The organism is Rhizobium sp. NXC24 (assembly GCF_002944315.1).
GTDB lineage: Bacteria > Pseudomonadota > Alphaproteobacteria > Rhizobiales > Rhizobiaceae > Rhizobium.
Genome location: NZ_CP024314.1, coordinates 442,869 through 457,579, shown reverse-complemented (window position 1 = coordinate 457,579; position 14,711 = coordinate 442,869). Strand labels below are relative to the sequence as shown.

Annotated in this window: 17 protein-coding genes and 1 pseudogene; 9 read left to right on the top strand and 9 right to left on the bottom strand. The window is 58.3% G+C overall.

Features of this window, described 5'->3' with window-relative positions; genetic code table 11:
- Nucleotides 1-112: 112 nt before the first annotated feature.
- Nucleotides 113-1,627: an ISNCY family transposase gene (locus NXC24_RS26110; protein WP_104825515.1), complete on the top strand. Its 1,515-nt coding sequence runs from the start codon at nucleotides 113-115 to the stop codon at nucleotides 1,625-1,627.
- Nucleotides 1,628-1,797: 170 nt separating this feature from the next.
- Here NXC24_RS26110 and NXC24_RS35925 read toward each other — a convergent pair.
- The 6 genes and pseudogenes from NXC24_RS35925 to NXC24_RS26080 all read right to left on the bottom strand — a co-directional run.
- Nucleotides 1,798-1,890: pseudogene (locus NXC24_RS35925) on the bottom strand (nucleotidyl transferase AbiEii/AbiGii toxin family protein); the annotation flags it as partial.
- A complete protein-coding gene (locus NXC24_RS26100) occupies nucleotides 1,883-2,500 on the bottom strand; it encodes a type IV toxin-antitoxin system AbiEi family antitoxin domain-containing protein (protein WP_104826317.1) in 618 nt (205 codons plus the stop codon). The pseudogene NXC24_RS35925 and the gene NXC24_RS26100, both read right to left, overlap by 8 nt.
- A gap of 307 nt (nucleotides 2,501-2,807) precedes the next feature.
- Nucleotides 2,808-3,233 carry a hypothetical protein gene (locus tag NXC24_RS26095; RefSeq protein WP_245464156.1) on the bottom strand — a complete coding sequence of 142 codons (426 nt, stop codon included), beginning with the start codon at nucleotides 3,231-3,233 and terminating at the stop codon, nucleotides 2,808-2,810.
- A gap of 74 nt (nucleotides 3,234-3,307) precedes the next feature.
- On the bottom strand, nucleotides 3,308-3,805 hold the full coding sequence (locus NXC24_RS26090) for a histidine kinase (RefSeq protein ID WP_104826316.1): 498 nt from the start codon (nucleotides 3,803-3,805) through the stop codon (nucleotides 3,308-3,310).
- 512 nt (nucleotides 3,806-4,317) lie between these two features.
- Entirely contained in the window at nucleotides 4,318-4,740 is a 423-nt protein-coding gene (locus NXC24_RS26085; RefSeq protein ID WP_104826315.1) for a type II toxin-antitoxin system VapC family toxin, read from the bottom strand.
- Complete coding sequence (locus tag NXC24_RS26080; protein WP_104826314.1) at nucleotides 4,737-4,991, bottom strand: type II toxin-antitoxin system Phd/YefM family antitoxin; 255 nt, start codon at nucleotides 4,989-4,991, stop codon at nucleotides 4,737-4,739. Before NXC24_RS26080 ends, NXC24_RS26085 begins: the two co-directional genes overlap by 4 nt.
- 327 nt (nucleotides 4,992-5,318) lie before the next feature.
- Between NXC24_RS26080 and NXC24_RS26075 the strand changes: the two genes are divergently transcribed.
- The 6 genes from NXC24_RS26075 to NXC24_RS35265 all read left to right on the top strand — a co-directional run bounded on the left by NXC24_RS26075 (nucleotide 5,319) and on the right by NXC24_RS35265 (nucleotide 8,877).
- Nucleotides 5,319-5,627, top strand: coding sequence for a DUF1778 domain-containing protein (locus NXC24_RS26075; protein ID WP_104826313.1), 309 nt, complete (start codon nucleotides 5,319-5,321; stop codon nucleotides 5,625-5,627).
- On the top strand, nucleotides 5,627-6,172 hold the full coding sequence (locus NXC24_RS26070; RefSeq protein ID WP_104826312.1) for a GNAT family N-acetyltransferase: 546 nt from the start codon (nucleotides 5,627-5,629) through the stop codon (nucleotides 6,170-6,172). Before NXC24_RS26075 ends, NXC24_RS26070 begins: the two co-directional genes overlap by 1 nt.
- Before the next feature lie 423 nt (nucleotides 6,173-6,595).
- Nucleotides 6,596-6,943, top strand: a complete 348-nt coding sequence (locus NXC24_RS26065; protein ID WP_104826311.1) for a metalloregulator ArsR/SmtB family transcription factor — start codon at nucleotides 6,596-6,598, stop codon at nucleotides 6,941-6,943.
- The gene (locus NXC24_RS26060) at nucleotides 6,936-7,403 is read left to right on the top strand and encodes an SRPBCC family protein (protein ID WP_104826310.1); all 468 of its coding nucleotides are present in this window, start codon (nucleotides 6,936-6,938) and stop codon (nucleotides 7,401-7,403) included. The genes NXC24_RS26065 and NXC24_RS26060 overlap by 8 nt, the downstream gene beginning before the upstream one ends.
- A gap of 218 nt (nucleotides 7,404-7,621) precedes the next feature.
- Entirely contained in the window at nucleotides 7,622-8,131 is a 510-nt protein-coding gene (locus NXC24_RS26055; RefSeq protein WP_104826309.1) for a nucleoside kinase, read from the top strand.
- A gap of 524 nt (nucleotides 8,132-8,655) precedes the next feature.
- On the top strand, nucleotides 8,656-8,877 hold the full coding sequence (locus tag NXC24_RS35265; RefSeq protein WP_158704554.1) for a hypothetical protein: 222 nt from the start codon (nucleotides 8,656-8,658) through the stop codon (nucleotides 8,875-8,877).
- Nucleotides 8,878-9,129: 252 nt separating this feature from the next.
- Here NXC24_RS35265 and purU read toward each other — a convergent pair whose 3' ends face one another.
- The 3 genes from purU to glyA form a co-directional block, all read right to left on the bottom strand.
- Nucleotides 9,130-10,029 (bottom strand): formyltetrahydrofolate deformylase, encoded by a 900-nt coding sequence (purU, locus tag NXC24_RS26045; protein ID WP_104826307.1) that lies wholly within the window; start codon nucleotides 10,027-10,029, stop codon nucleotides 9,130-9,132.
- 21 nt (nucleotides 10,030-10,050) lie between these two features.
- On the bottom strand, nucleotides 10,051-10,947 hold the full coding sequence (gene folD / locus NXC24_RS26040) for a bifunctional methylenetetrahydrofolate dehydrogenase/methenyltetrahydrofolate cyclohydrolase FolD (RefSeq protein ID WP_104826306.1): 897 nt from the start codon (nucleotides 10,945-10,947) through the stop codon (nucleotides 10,051-10,053).
- A gap of 114 nt (nucleotides 10,948-11,061) precedes the next feature.
- Entirely contained in the window at nucleotides 11,062-12,339 is a 1,278-nt protein-coding gene (gene glyA, locus NXC24_RS26035; RefSeq protein ID WP_104826305.1) for a serine hydroxymethyltransferase, read from the bottom strand.
- Nucleotides 12,340-12,463: 124 nt separating this feature from the next.
- On the opposite strand from glyA, the gene NXC24_RS26030 reads away from it, so the two are divergent.
- On the top strand, nucleotides 12,464-13,360 hold the full coding sequence (locus NXC24_RS26030; protein ID WP_104826304.1) for a LysR family transcriptional regulator: 897 nt from the start codon (nucleotides 12,464-12,466) through the stop codon (nucleotides 13,358-13,360).
- A 301-nt stretch (nucleotides 13,361-13,661) separates the two neighbouring features.
- On the top strand, nucleotides 13,662-14,693 hold the full coding sequence (locus NXC24_RS26025; protein ID WP_104826303.1) for a transporter substrate-binding domain-containing protein: 1,032 nt from the start codon (nucleotides 13,662-13,664) through the stop codon (nucleotides 14,691-14,693).
- The last annotated feature ends 18 nt before the right edge of the window (nucleotides 14,694-14,711 follow it).

Here is a 14,711-nt window from a genome sequence, read left to right as displayed (position 1 = left end):
TCAAGCGAATCGAGGAATTGACCCCGCATTGCCTCGTCGAAACTGTTCCTGAATATTCAACCGTTGCCTCACATAATTTGCTCCCTACCGAGGGGTATCAACAGGGGCGACTATGGGACAGCTGAGCATGGCGACAAGGAAAGAACTGACGGCGGCGGTTTCGGAGCGCTATCGTGCTTCGACACGAGCGGAGAAGGCGAGAATTCTGGATGAGTTCGTCGTCATCACGGGCTTTCACCGCAAGCACGCGATGCGGCTGCTGCGGCGCCACGAGAGAGAGCCTACAGGTCGGCGAGCGCGGCCGCGGGTTTATGATGAAGCGGAACGCAATGCGCTCATATTGCTGTGGGAGGCGTCTGACCGGGTCTGCGGGAAGCGACTGAAGGCGTTGCTGCCCGTTCTTGTCGAGGCGATGGAACGCCACGGTCATTTTAACCTCGCGCCTGAGATCCGTGGCAAATTGCTGGCGATGAGCGCGGCCACGATCGACAGGACGCTGGGACCGATCCGAGAGGGCTTGGGACGTCCTCGACGGCGGCCCGCGGCGCACGCCCTGCGACGGAGCATTCCCATTAGAACGTCGGCGGATTGGGACAATCCGGCGCCAGGCTTCGTTGAGGCGGATCTCGTCGCCCATTGCGGCCCTTCGGCTCGCGGCAGCTTCATCCAAACCCTTGTGCTCACCGACATCGCGACTGGCTGGACGGAATGTGCGCCGCTGCTGGTTCGCGAACAGACACTGTTGAGCAGTGTTCTCACAGAATTGCGCAGGCAGCTGCCCTTCGCGCTTCTCGGCCTGGATACGGACAACGACACCGTCTTCATGAACGAGACGCTGAAGGCCTATTGTGACGCGGCCAACATCGTCTTCACGCGCTGCCGCCCCTACCGCAAGAACGACCAGGCCTTTGTCGAGCAGAAGAATGGTGCCGTGGTGCGCAGGATGGTCGGATATCGTCGGTTCGAGGGACTGGAGGCCGCCACGCTGCTAGCGAAGCTCTACCGATCAGCGCGGCTGTTCGTGAACTTCTTTCAGCCATCATTCAAATTAATCGCGAAGCAGCGCGACGGCGCTCGTGTGCGCAAGACGTATAGTCCGCCAGCCACGCCGCATCAGCGTCTGGTTGCCGACGCTCGCACGTCAGATGCAGTCCGCTCCCGTCTGCAGGAAGTCTACGCCGGGCTCGATCCTGTCCTGCTATTACGCGATATTCGCGCCCTACAGGAGCGACTCGCTGCGCTTGCCGACACGCCGCCGGCCATGCGCACTGACGGGGAAACTCAGCCGATCGACCTTTTCCTGGCGAGTTTGCGGACTGCCTGGAAGGACGGAGCTACCCGGCCGACGGATCGCCCGATTGCGAAAGCCAAAAGAGGACGGCGGCGTCCTGACCCTCTCGTTAAGGCGACTACCGACTTGCGAAATTGGTTCGAAGCCGAACCATGGCGAACCGGCAGTGAACTTCTGTCACGACTGCAGGCCGAGTATCCCGGCGATTACCCCGACAAACTGCTTCGAACACTTCAGCGTCGGCTGAAGGTCTGGCGTAGCGAACAGGCGGACGCGTTGCTGTTTGGCACCTTGAACAAGGAGCCATCGATCCAGCAGATCGCAAGGCCGCACTGAGGCGCCGTGGCGCTCGCGAAGGAGGCCAGGCGCTGCGAAACCCCTGCCATCTCCGCGCCCGGCCTCCTTCGCTCCAACCTGGGAGCAAAATGAATGAGGCAACGTGCCAATCTCGGGGAGCATCGTTAAGTGCGGCAATACGAAGTTCCTCCCAGATCGCCGCGCTATATCAGAACCAGGTCGAAGGTTTGCCCACTTGCTTTGGCGAGTTGCAACAGGCGGGCGCGCACCGAGGCGCCGAGATTTCTGATTTCTTTAGCCATTGGCGGTCAGTGCCTCAACATACGGCTTGATCACCGTGCCGACGCCACCGCGCTCGGCCTGGTCAGCGATCTCACCAGGGGTGGCCTTACGTTGCCGCAGTGCCTCCTGCAACCCTTCTATCGCCACCGAGAGACCGATCTTGTTGCGATAGCGGAAGCAATCGGCAATTGTCTTGGCAACTCCGAAGATCTTTACAGGAACCCCCTCGACGGTGTGGGTTTCGATACCTTCGTTGAGCAGGTTTTCCGTGAAGCGCGCGACGCGAATGGGTGCGCCATCCGGTTTCGGAGCCCAATCCCTGCGGCCTATGGCGATCCATACGTGTCTTGGAAGCTGGTCCGTCAGGCCGTGGAAGGCGAGGGCCGAAACAAGGCAGATAACAGCTTTCGGAGCGCGCTTGGTAGCCTCTGCCAGACTATGGTTAGTGTCGAGCTCCGCATCGGCAAGTTGATAAAGGCCGCGGGAAAGCCGCATCACCTCGCCATCCCGTTCCATTCGGCTCATGGTGGCCGCCGTCACGCCTGCGTTCCGCAGCTCCGCCAGGCGTGCTATGCCGCGCTCAACTAGCACGGTTCGAGCGATTTGACGTTGGGTGACGGAACCGTGCATTGATACAAAAACTCGGAGGATCAGATCTATTATCTGAGGATTTGTATCACAATTCTTAGCCTTGAGAAAGGCGTCGATTGGCGAAGCCGTGAACCTGACTTTGTTACAGCATTCTAGCTATGCGGCCACTCTTAGCCTCTCTCCGGAACTCGAGCCTTCTCGTCACGGACAATCATCAAAGTCGCCAAAGAGCGACCTAAGAGGCAGAGGGCCTCTCGACCTGCCCTGCCGTTAACCTCCAGTCACTCTTTGCAGGCTTCTACCAATCGCGGGGTTGAAATCGAGTCCTTGCGTGCGAGCGAAAATCTTACTCCTGGTCTTCGTAGCTGTAGGTGGCACAGCTCTCGTCGTCGCTTAGCGGTGGCCTCGAACCGGTGAACACCGCGATCGCCGTGGAGCCGTCGCCGTCGCTCCACGTGGCGAGATAGGTGACCTTGCCTGCGCCGCAGAGACGGTTGCCGTTCTTCAATTCCGGATCAAGCGGCTGCGCGACCCGGTAAACCGATCCCGGCACGCGCTTGCCATCGACTACCAAATTGCCTGCGATCAAATCCGAAAAGGTAAGCTCCTTGCCGTTCTCGAAGGTGATCCCGTCATCATCCATATCGACGTCGCCGGTAATGCTCATGGCAGTGTTGCTGCTTGCTGAGTAATGGTCTGCCGCCGTTGCGGATGAAAAGCAGGCAGCGCCGGAGATTGCTGCGAGAAACACGATGATAAGGGTCGTGCGCATCTTGCCCTCTCGAGGTCGGGGAGCGGTTTGATTGTACTCGGGGCGCCGGCCTCCGCCGGCGCCCCGATCCATGATCAGTCGTTGATCGGCTTCAGGGACGAGATAATCCCACTAACCGCGTCATCATGCTTGGCCTCGTCTTCCGTCGAGCCCCAATAGGTGATGACCAGCATCTTGTGTTCGGACGGCTGCGCAAATGCGAGTTGCACATGCACCGGGCCGTCCTTATCGGTGCCGTCCCACTCGAGATGGCCGAGCTTCATGCCGTTTAGGGTCGTGTCAGGAAACTCATGCTTGCTCTTCGCATCGATATTCACGCCATTCTTGACGAGGAAACCGACGGCGTTGTCGACCGTCTTGTCCATGGTTGCATCGTCTGCAATATCGATCGAAAAATAGATGGCGGAATCTGGCGAGGTTGCATCAATTCCGGTTTCAGTTTCCTTCGGTCCCCAGCTGTGCGGGATAGACACCTCAGCTATCGGCTCTTCACTTGGAAACTGCAGCGTCTCGGCATGAGCAAACATCGGAAAGGAGATCGCGAGGGCCGCGACCAAAAGCGTATGTTTCATGACAGATCCTGATTAGAAGATTAGTGACGTCGGCGTTGCGGGGCGCAACCGCCGAACGATGATGCCCCCATTATGCCGAAAATATTCCAAATCCCTGTGGCGGTCGACATATCTCTGTGACAAGGAAAGCCGGCTCCGCTCATTGCCAAGTAATTCCTCAGGATCGATGGGAGCGAATCGCCGATCGTGGTAGAAGTTGGGTTCGCTCGCATTGGATCTAACCTCATTCCCATCGCCTGCGTGCCGCGCGGCGTCTTCGGATGACGGCAGCACGCGCAATCCCGTCCTTTCACGGCGCTGAGCATTGGAGCGGCAAAGCTTGCCGCGCCCGGTTGGTCTAGTTTTCGGACCTTGCCTTCATACCTTTCATTTTCCGCCGCACTGAAAGGTTAGACCGTTTTTGCTCTTGAAGGGGAAACGAATCTTCGACCCTTACGATCCTGGCAAAGTGGCTGAGGCGATCCCAGGAGTTCCCGAAAAAGAGAGCGGCTCGAAAGTACCCACGCGCCCGGTCATTCGCGCCATGGATCGACGACGATCGCGCCGGTGCCGTCGAAATCTTGAACATTCCGTGTGACCACAGTTAAACCGTGAACCAGCGCGGTAGCCGCTATCAAGGCATCGGCTTCGTTGCGGCGATCAGGAATATGTAAGTGGGCACAACGTGTTGCTATCGCGTCATCGATTGACAGAACTCGCTCCGCGAACTCAGGGCGGACACGGCTGTCCATCCATGCCCGCAGGCGAGTACCTTGGGAAGCGTCTCGCCGCTGGATGCTTAATATCCCGCGCTCAAGTTCCAGAATCGTAATCGCGGAAATGAATAGGTCGCTGGAATCCTGAGCACCGACCCACTTCGTCACATTCGGGTCAGCTTTACCGTCGCCGACTTTACGCAGCTCGGAGAGGACGTTTGTATCCAGCAGATACTTCAAGACAGATCGACTCCGCGAGGTGCAATTTCGGCTCGGGGTGGATCGAAATCGATGGCTGACAAACCGGGCATTGAAAGAGCATCGACAAGATTGCGGCGCTTGCCGGTCAGGCGCTCGAACTCGCTGTAGGTCATCAACACATGCGACGGCTTCCCGCGATCTGTGATAACTACAGGCCCTTTATTGGCAGCCTTCTTTGCCCTACTCACGTCCTGGTTCAACTCCCGGCTAGATAAACTCGTGATGCTCATAGTAGCCTCCATGTAGGAACATGCCTACATATAGGTTATTGTTTGCTGCGAAGCAATGCCCGCCTTGATGAGGATCGAACCGTCGACCCACTGTTGGCAAGAGGTTGATCTTTCAAATGCGCCAAGGGGGACGTGCCTTCTTTCTGCAAGGTCTCCTCGTCGCATCTCACGTGACAGTCTCGCTTCCACCGCGGCAACCTCCACTTGGCCATCCTTAAAAATCACCATTGCGGCCCGACCATCAGTCTAGAGACGCACACGGTGAGACTTGACGTGTACGTCGATGAGGCGTACAAAGCGGTTTAATTTCTAAGGCAGGAGGCAAATATGCTTTCTTTTAAAGACATCACTGTTGATATCGACGAGCCGAGCAACGCCCGGATGAATTTCCGCACGAAGCGACGCATCAAGGATGCCATTCACCGGGCGGCTGCGCTTTCTGGCATGGACGATTCCGCCTTCACGATCAATGCAGCTTACAAGTCTGCAATCGAAACGATCGCGGCCCACGAAGCGACCGGTCTTAAGGCAGTCGATCACACGGCATTTTTCGAGGCTCTCGATAATCCGCCCGCGCCGACGAACAACCTGAAGGACGCTTTCAAGCGTCATCGTGAGACTGTCGTTTCCAAGTAATGGCAGAAGACGTAAAACCGAAGCTTGTCATGGAGCCGCTCGATCCTTCGAAACACGATCGGACGGCTTTTTCGTGTGGCGTTAGCCAAGTCGATAACTTCATCAAGAAGACGGCCAACAAGCTCACAAAGGCAGATAATCTTCGTGTTTGGGTGCTGACGGCGGAGAACGAGAAGTCGATCATCGGCTTCTACGCGATCAATGCTCATTCGATTAATTACCACGAACTGCCGGAAATATTCGCTCGCAATCGTCCGGGCCACGGCGCGATCCCTGCCGCGTACATCTCCATGATCGGTCGCGACGAAAGATTTAGCGGCGGTGGATACGGCGGCACTCTTCTCGCCGATTGCCTCCAACGGATTGCCCGGATTGCGGAGCAAATCGGCACGGCCGTCGTCATCCTGGATGTACTCGATTGCGGAGACCCCGGAAAAACGCAGCGGCGCAAGGACCTTTACGTCGGATACGGGTTTCAGCCTTTTCCCTCTATGCCGATGCGGATGTTCTTGCCTATTGCAACGATCAAGGATCTCGCCGGGTGAGCCCGCTTGCTATGCGAGCTTGAGTCTCAGTTGCGGTATAGACCCGGAAAGATAAAGTCCTGGTCGACCAGCAATATCTGCGCGATTGTGAGGGACGCGAATTATGCGTGCTTTTTTTGCTCTTGAAGAAATATGAACCGACGACGCGGTTGTTGCAAAAGCTATCCGTCTGAAAATCCTCGGTAACGGACATTGGCTTTGCCCGCATGTAATGACCTATTTGAGGCCGGAAGCCGATGGACTCGGAGAGCAGGCGTTGAAAGCTGGCATTCGTCCATCAGTGGCTCGAAGGACCGCTTTTCACCCGCAGGAGACGTTTTTTGCCGCCGCCGCTGCGGTGCATGACCTCTGATGACCGGTCCAACGCATGGAATGTTCGGGACGCTTGCGCTTCCTGCGCGAGCAGGCTATATACTGAACTAGATGGTTCAGTATAAAAGTCCTCGCCTTGATCTCTCGTTTGCGGCGCTGTCCGATGCGACCCGCCGCGGGATCATCGATCAGCTAGGGCGAGGAGACGCGTCGATCACCAGTCTCGCGGATAAGTTCCAGATGACGCTGACCGGCATGAAGAAGCACGTCCAGGTTCTCGAGCGGGCGGGGCTCGTCGTCACGCAGAAGGTCGGACGGGTGAGAACCTGCAAGCTTGGAAAACGCGGCCTTTCGGCGGAGGCAGAGTGGATCGAGGCGCACCGCAAGCTCTTCGAAACCCGCTTCGAAGCATTGGACGAAATCATCAGCGAAATGAAACGGGAGGGAAGCGATGACTGAGCAAGTTAACAGCAAAGGGGATCGCGAACTCATCGTAACGCGGACATTCAATGCGCCGCCAAGCACGGTTTACAGGGCGTGGAGCCAGCCCGAGCTGTTTCGGCGCTGGTGGATGCCAAAGTCGGTATCCGGCGTTTCGCTCGTCTCGTGCGATATGGATGTCCGTACCGGCGGCAAATATCTGCTGGAATTCGGCGCCGGCGGTTCGGACACCATGGCCTTCTATGGCAAGTATCTCGAGGTGGTGCCGAACGAGCGTATCGTCTGGACCAACGACGAGAGCGAAGAGGGCGCAATCACGACCGTGACCTTCGAGGACCAAGGCGGGAGGACGCTAGTGAATTTCCACGAAGTCTATCCGTCCAAGGAGGCGCTGGAGGAAGCACTACAGGGCTCGGCGGCCGCATTGCCGGAGCAGTTGGAGCAGCTCGACGAATTGCTTTCCAGCATAGGCAAGTAGCGCGGGTCGGGAAACTCGCCTCGAGGGAACGTCTGCTCTTGGGAACTGACTCCGCCCGCCTTTCCGGCCGGAGCGGGCGAGCGTTCCCACCAGACATTCACCCTTAATCCAAATGTGCCGAATGCTAACCCTGATCAGGTGAGCTCGTAGGCTCGTTGGCTGGGTACACCTAGGTAGAGTGTCTTCTCAACGGACTGAAGGCCGTGATAACAAGGCCTATGGGCATCAAGAACTATCTAATCGAAGGCGGCTCGGGTACTGGAAAGACGTCTGTCGCTACCGAACTGGAGCGGCGCGGCTACCGTGTCGTCCATGGTGACCGCCTTTTGGCCTATGTCGGCGACCCCGAGACAGGCCGGGCGCTCGCAGGACCGCCCGAAGGGGCAGACCGCATCGCTTGGGAATACGCTCACTGGATCTGGTCTGTCGACAAGGTCCGAGCGATAGCTGCCGACACCACCCATCCTGCCACGTTCTTTTGTGGCCGTTCGCGCAATTTCCACAAATTCCTGGACCTGTTCGATAAGCTTTTCGTGCTCGACATTGACGTTGAGACGTTGAACCGACGACTAGATGGGCGGCCGAATGAGCCGGGCTTCGAGCCCGCCGAGCGGGCGCTGGTACTGCGCTACCATAGCATCCGGGAGTATCTTCCTGCCGGCGTTAATGTCGACACAGCGAATACCGTCCCAAGTGTCGTCGACGATATCCTCGCTAAACTCACCTGAAGCCCGGCGTTGTCTGTTTCATATCCGACCGGCGGTTCTAAGAATGACAAACCGGGCGTCCTAACTGCGGTCTTGAAGGCGCAAAGCAGTCGTCCCGCGCTTGGCTGCGACGCCACTTTTAAGGACCACGACCCACACTCCACAAAATCGGATCCGTAATGGTGTGAAGGGAATCGAACCCACTCTCGACCTATCCGAGATAGACAAACCATTGATTTGAAATGGAGAATCATCGAAACTGCGCAATTGGATCATTCTATGCCAGAGATCGACATCCTATTTCAGGAAAGATGGGGTTTGGGCAAAAGATGACCGGCCGTCTGAATAACTCGATATTTGCCACCTGCGGGCCGGGGCGCGACCTTCGGCACGGCAATACTGAATCGCTTACGTCCTATGGGACGAAAAGGTGGTTTTTCTTAACTGCGGCCCTATTTGTCGGAACATCCTCCGCGATTCTACGGATCGTCAGCGCGGACGACAGAGAGATCGTACGTGCTCCCGCTGGCTGCAGGAGCACCAATATGGTCGATTTCGTCAGGCTCTCCGCGATTGTTGGCAACGAATACCTTCAGAGCTTCTTGGTCGGCCAAGACGCGGTTGCGAAATCTCGTGAGCTTTTGAGAATAACAGAGGAGCACCTCAGGCAATCAAGCAAGCTGCTGGGCCGAAGAGACGAGTGCCATCGGGAAATGGTGGCGCAGCGTGACAGTGGCACGGCAAGACAGACCAAGGTCTTCGCCTAATGCGCGGGCCTGATCACCTCACGCCACGGACACCCACACGCGGGCCTCTTGGGCAGCCGCAATCATCGCGCAGCTTCGGTGGTAACTCTCCCTTCAGCGGCATCAAGACGTGCTTTCGTTGCATGATAGGCTTGTCTATCTCCGGCGCGCGCGCTGACGAGGTCGGCAAACACCCGTCTCGTGATCTGTTGCGGCAGGCAGATAGGCTGCGGTGACACCGATGATACTGGTCCCAGGCAGACCTTCATTCGATCAGCCCATGCGCTCAGACGCGTAGGACCCAGGAGACGCCGGGAACACCACCGTCTTGTTACCGTTGATGAACACACGCCCATGAATGTGAGCGTGGATCGCGCGGGCGAGCACCTGACTTTCGACATCGCGGCCAAGGCTCACATAGTCCTCGCCGCTCTGAGCATGGGTGACGCGCACGATGTCTTGCTCAATGATCGGACCCTCGTCGAGATCGGCAGTGACGTAGTGCGATGTCGCACCGATGAGCTTGACGCCGCGCTCGAACGCCTGCCTGTAGGGGTTGGCCCCCTTGAAACTCGGCAGGAACGAGTGGTGGATGTTGATGATTCGGCCCGACATCTTCCGGCACATCTCATCGGAGAGAACTTGCATGTAGCGGGCGAGCACGATCAACTCGGCGCCCGAGTCCTCGACGATCTGCATCTGCTTCGCCTCGGCTTCCGGCTTGTTCTCCTTCGTGACCTTGATGCAGTGGAATGGGATGTCGTGGTTCACCACCACTCGCTGATAGTCCATGTGGTTTGAGATGACGCCGACAATGTCGATCGGCAGCGCGCCGATCCGCCAGCGGTAGAGGAGGTCGTTTAGGCAATGGCCGAAGCGGCTCACCATCAGGATCACCTTCTTTTTCTCGGTCTCATCGAAGAACTCGACGACATTCGCTTCGAACTTCTCCGCGATCGGCGTGAACCCTTCACAGAGCTGCTCAAGCGTGTGTCCCTCCTCCGGTTGAAAGCTGATGCGCATGAAATAGCGTCCTGTGTCAGCGTCGTCGAACTGCGCGCTGTCGGAAATGTTGCAGCCGTTCGCGGAGAGATAAGTCGCGATGGCAGCGGTCACACCGCGGATCGACGGGCAGGCAACGCGAAGTGCGAAACGGGGGTGCGTGGTCGTCATTTGAGAAATCCTTGTTCGGACTCAGGCGGCAGCGGCCAAGGTGTGACGCCTGCGAAAGGCGGTCAGCGTATTCGAGAGGAGGCAGGCGATGGTCATCGGACCAACACCGCCGGGGACGGGCGTGATGGCGCGGGCGTGGCCCGCCTCCCCGTAGGCAACGTCGCCGATGATCGTTGACTTGCCGTCGCCCTCTATCCGGTTGATGCCGACATCGACGACGACCGCGCCTGGCTTGATCCAGTCGCCGCGGACGAGACCGGGACGACCTGCCGCGACGACGAGGATGTCGGCAGCGCGGCAAAGCTCCGCAGGGTTCCTCGTCTGGGAATGAACGACGGTTACCGTGCAGTGGGCATTCATCAGCATCTGCGCCATCGGCTTGCCGACGATGTTCGACTTCCCGACGATCACCGCATGAAGTCCCGAGAGGTTCTCGCCCAGCGTATCCTTGAGGAGCATCATGCAGCCGAGAGGAGTGCATGGAACCAGCGCGGGATTGCCGGTAGCGAGACAGCCGGCGTTCAAGACATGAAAGCCGTCGACATCCTTGTCGGGGTTGATGGCCTGGACCACGGCGTTCGGATCGAGGTGGGCAGGTAGCGGCAACTGCACCAGTATCCCATGAACTTCCGGATCGGCATTAAGGCGATCCAGCAACGCGAGGAGTTCGTCCTGTGTCGTCTCCGCAGCCAGCCGGTACTCGAAGGACTTCATGCCTGCCGCAATCGTTTGGCGATGTTTGGAGGCGACATAGACGGCGCTCGCCGGATCATCACCAACGAGTACAACCGCAAGACCCGGAACGACGCCTGTTTCTATCTTGAGCACTTCGACGTCCGACTTGATACGCTCCAGCAGTTCCGTGGCAAACTGCTTGCCGTCGATGTTCGCGGCGCGTGTGAATCTATCCATTCCCATGGGATGCGTCTCCATTCGATCAAAGTTCGCACCAGCAAGCTGGGTCTGTGAAAAGGAATGCCGAACGTTCGATTTGACCGCGCAGCATGACGTGCGTCCGGCGTTAGGCTGGTATCAGTGTCCGTAGACCGGAAACTTGCTCGTCAGTTCAGCGATCTTGGCCTTGGCGCCCTCGACCGCTTCATCGGTCCTGCCTTGGTTCTCGGCGTCGATGAGGTCGGCGATCACCTTTCCAAGTACACGGAACTCCTCTTCCTTGAGGCCGCGCGTCGTCGCAGCGGATGAGCCGAGGCGCATGCCAACCCATTCCGGAGGACGCGGGGAGTCACCGGGGATCGGGTTCTTGTTCGACGTGATGTTCGCCCGAGCAAGCAGCGTTTCCGCCTGCTTGCCGAGAAGCCCCTTGCTGGAGAGATCCAGGAGGACGATATGGGTGTCGGTACCGCCGGAAACGATACGGACGCCACGGTCGGCAAGCGTGTTGGCGAGAATCTTCGCGTTTGCGACGACCTGCCGCGCATAGTCTTTGAAGTCGTCTCGAAGCGCTTCACCGAGGCAAATCGCCTTGGCGGCCAGAACGTTGCTGTGCAGCGACCCCTGAACGCCCGGGAAGACGGCTGCCTGCAGCTTCTTGTACCATTCCTCATTATTGGTGAGGATCAGGCCTCCACGCGGACCGCGCAGCGTCTTGGTCGTGGTGCACGTCACGATGTCGGCATACGGGAACGGTGAAGGGTGAACGCCGCCGGCAACGAGACCGGCGATATGGGCCATATCCACCAGGAAGTGGGCGCCGACCTTCTTTGCGATCTTCGACATACGCTCGAAGTCGAGTTCGCGCGGATATGCGGAGCCACCGGTGATCAGCAGCTTCGGCCGGATATCTTCCGCGATGCGTTCCATCTCATCAAGGTCGATGACCTCGTTCTGCGGGTTGACGCTGTAATTGTTGGCGTCGAACCAGCGGCCCGACAGGTTCGCCTTCATACCGTGCGACAGGTGACCGCCGGCCGCAAGGTCCAGCGACAGCACCTTTTCGCCGGGCTTCAGCAGCAGGAAGAAGACGGCAAGGTTGGCCTGTGTTCCCGAGTGCGGCTGGACGTTGGCGTAGCCGCAATTGAAGAGCTGCTTGGCGCGGTCGATCGCGGCCTGCTCGGCAATGTCGACGAACTGACCGCCGCCGTGAAAACGGTTGCCGGGATAGCCTTCGAGCGTCTTATTGGTGATCTCGTGCCCCAAGGCGTCCAGAACCGCACGGCTGACGATATTCTCCGAAGCGATGAGCTCAATCTGATTCTGCTGTCGGGTCCGCTCGGACGCAAGGGCATCGGCGACGAGCGGATCCACCTCCTGGACGGTGGTGTTGAAATGCACCCTTGCAGCATTGGTCATCTGAGTTCTCCAATTCCTCGAATTTGAGACGGAACCTAGATCGATCGAAACACCAGAAAAAGTTAATAATATTTGCTTATACGTTCAGACATGCTAATGATTTTGAAACTGCGAGGAGGTCGCTATGGATGTCGGACGTCTGCGGGCACTGCGTGAACTGTCGATCCGCAAGACCATGGCGGCGGTGGCAGAAGCCTTACACGTCTCGCCGTCGGCCGTGTCGCAGCAAATTGCTCTTCTTGAAGAAGAGGTGGGCATGCGGCTCGTCGAGCGACGCGGCCGGGGCGTTGTCATGACACCCGCCGGCCAGCAGCTGGTGCTGCGGGCAGAGAAGATCCTCATCGAAATCGAATCGGCGAAAGCAGACATCGCCGAACTGAAAAGCGTCGTTTCCGGCGAGCTTAGGGTGGCGGCGTTTCCTTCCGTGGCGGCCGCCGTCATACCGAAGGTCGTCTACGACCTCGCCGAGCGTCACCCTCACCTCACCGTGCAGTTCGACGAGATGGAGCCGGGGGAAAGCGTTGCCGCGCTGCGAAGCTGGCAGACTGATGTCGCGATTATCGACGACCTGAACATACCGACCGGCGCGCTCGATCCCAACATTGAGACGATCTTCCTGATGGAGGACGTGTTCAACGTCATGGTCTCCAGGGATCACAGGCTGTCGGAGCGACCAACTGTCGGCCTGCATGAGCTTCGGGAGGACCGGTGGGCGATCGACACCGCTTCCGACACCTATACGAGGATGCTGGTGGAGGCCTGTCAGGAAGCGGGCTTCAAGCCCAACATCGTGGCGAGGTGCAAAGGATTCGAAGTGACCATCGCGCTGATCCGGCAGAATTACGGCATCTCGATCCTGCCTGGCCTGCGCGCCAGCTACGATCTCGAAGACGTCTGGGTGTGCAGGCTCGTTCCGGAAATCCGCCGGAGGATATTTATCGCCTTCCGGAAAGATGAAAAGCGCAGCCCGGCCCTCCAGGCGTTCCTCGACCGCATGGCCGAGAAGCCGCCCCTCTCTTGACACCGGGTGCCGGCGCAACGAGCCCCATGCCGACAGCTTCTCTCATCGCAGGCGCAAACCAGCAGATTTCCTAATGTATCACCTCAGGAGAATTAAGTAGATTTGAAGAGACCCCGCTCCTACTGTCCATCTGCCAATTGATGGGACTGAGAGCGGGATCGCACGCAGACCTTGGCCAATGGTGGGAACGACGCATTCAGAATGGCGATAACGCCTCCAGCGTCCAACCGGACTTTCGATGAGGGCCAACGCTCATTACTTGGCGTCACCGTCGCTATCGCGATCCGAAAGGGGAACCTAGATGAATTTATTGAAAATCCTGACCGCAAGCATTTTCGCGGGCGTTGCATTTGCAGCGACACAGGCGTCCGCATCCGTGCTCGATACCGTCAAGCAGCGCGGCGTGCTCAACTGCGGCACCGACAATACTGCGCCGGGCTTCGGCTACCTGAATACGACCACGGGCCAGATGGAAGGCCTCGACGTCGATTTCTGCAAGGCGGTTGCCGCCGGCGTTCTTGGCGACGCTTCGAAGGTGAAGTTCGTCACCGTCACTGACAAGAGCCGCTTCGATGCCGTGCTCACGGGTCAGGTGGACGTTGTCTTCGCCCACACCACCATCAAACCGGCGCGCGAATCGTCAATCGCGATCGACTTCCTTCCGATCAACTTCTACGACGGCACTGGACTGATGGTGAAGGCGGATGCCGGGATTAAGCAATTCGCGGACCTCGATGGCGCGACGATCTGTACCACCCAGGGATCGGCCACCGAGACCGTCTTGACGGCAGCCTTCAAGACGCGTGGCTGGAAGGACTCCAAGGTCCTGACTTATGAAAACCTCGAAAAGCTCTTCTCAGCTCTCAACTCCGGGCGCTGCAATGCGATGAGCACCGACAAGTCCGCACTCGCAGCCTGGGCTGGAAACGCACCGAAGCCTGCCGACTATCTAATCCTCCCGGACACGTTGGATAAGTCACCGTTCGGCGGCTTCGTTGTCGCCAATGACTCCAAGTGGCGCAACGCCCTTCGTTGGATTGAATACGGCCTCTTCCAGGCAGAAGAATCCAACATCTCGCAAGCCAATCTCGTGGAGAAGCTCAAGAGCGAAGACCCGTTCGTTCAGAAGTTCCTGGGTATAGGCGGCGGCTATGGCAAGGACTTCGGCCTGTCTGATGACTTCATCGCTCAGGCCATCAAGGCCGTAGGCAACTACGGCGAAATCTATGACAGTAACCTCGGCCCGAAGACGAAGATGTATCTCGATCGCAAGGGCACGCCGAATGCGCTCTGGACGCAAGGTGGAGCGATCTATTCGCCGCTCTGGAACTAACAGTGGCTGGGGGTCGGG

What these genes read in the sequence shown, in the direction of transcription:
- NXC24_RS26075 (WP_104826313.1), top strand. Translation starts at nt 5,319, where the DNA reads ATGCTTTCTTTTAAAGACATCACTGTTGATATCGACGAGCCGAGCAAC.
- NXC24_RS26055 (WP_104826309.1), top strand. Translation starts at nt 7,622, where the DNA reads ATGGGCATCAAGAACTATCTAATCGAAGGCGGCTCGGGTACTGGAAAG.
- NXC24_RS26080 (WP_104826314.1), bottom strand. Translation starts at nt 4,991, where the DNA reads ATGAGCATCACGAGTTTATCTAGCCGGGAGTTGAACCAGGACGTGAGT.
- NXC24_RS26030 (WP_104826304.1), top strand. Translation starts at nt 12,464, where the DNA reads ATGGATGTCGGACGTCTGCGGGCACTGCGTGAACTGTCGATCCGCAAG.
- NXC24_RS26100 (WP_104826317.1), bottom strand. Translation starts at nt 2,500, where the DNA reads ATGCACGGTTCCGTCACCCAACGTCAAATCGCTCGAACCGTGCTAGTT.
- purU (WP_104826307.1), bottom strand. Translation starts at nt 10,029, where the DNA reads ATGACGACCACGCACCCCCGTTTCGCACTTCGCGTTGCCTGCCCGTCG.
- NXC24_RS26070 (WP_104826312.1), top strand. Translation starts at nt 5,627, where the DNA reads ATGGCAGAAGACGTAAAACCGAAGCTTGTCATGGAGCCGCTCGATCCT.
- NXC24_RS26110 (WP_104825515.1), top strand. Translation starts at nt 113, where the DNA reads ATGGGACAGCTGAGCATGGCGACAAGGAAAGAACTGACGGCGGCGGTT.
- NXC24_RS26060 (WP_104826310.1), top strand. Translation starts at nt 6,936, where the DNA reads ATGACTGAGCAAGTTAACAGCAAAGGGGATCGCGAACTCATCGTAACG.
- NXC24_RS26095 (WP_245464156.1), bottom strand. Translation starts at nt 3,233, where the DNA reads ATGCGCACGACCCTTATCATCGTGTTTCTCGCAGCAATCTCCGGCGCT.
- NXC24_RS26090 (WP_104826316.1), bottom strand. Translation starts at nt 3,805, where the DNA reads ATGAAACATACGCTTTTGGTCGCGGCCCTCGCGATCTCCTTTCCGATG.
- folD (WP_104826306.1), bottom strand. Translation starts at nt 10,947, where the DNA reads ATGGGAATGGATAGATTCACACGCGCCGCGAACATCGACGGCAAGCAG.
- NXC24_RS26065 (WP_104826311.1), top strand. Translation starts at nt 6,596, where the DNA reads ATGGTTCAGTATAAAAGTCCTCGCCTTGATCTCTCGTTTGCGGCGCTG.
- glyA (WP_104826305.1), bottom strand. Translation starts at nt 12,339, where the DNA reads ATGACCAATGCTGCAAGGGTGCATTTCAACACCACCGTCCAGGAGGTG.
- NXC24_RS35265 (WP_158704554.1), top strand. Translation starts at nt 8,656, where the DNA reads ATGGTCGATTTCGTCAGGCTCTCCGCGATTGTTGGCAACGAATACCTT.
- NXC24_RS26025 (WP_104826303.1), top strand. Translation starts at nt 13,662, where the DNA reads ATGAATTTATTGAAAATCCTGACCGCAAGCATTTTCGCGGGCGTTGCA.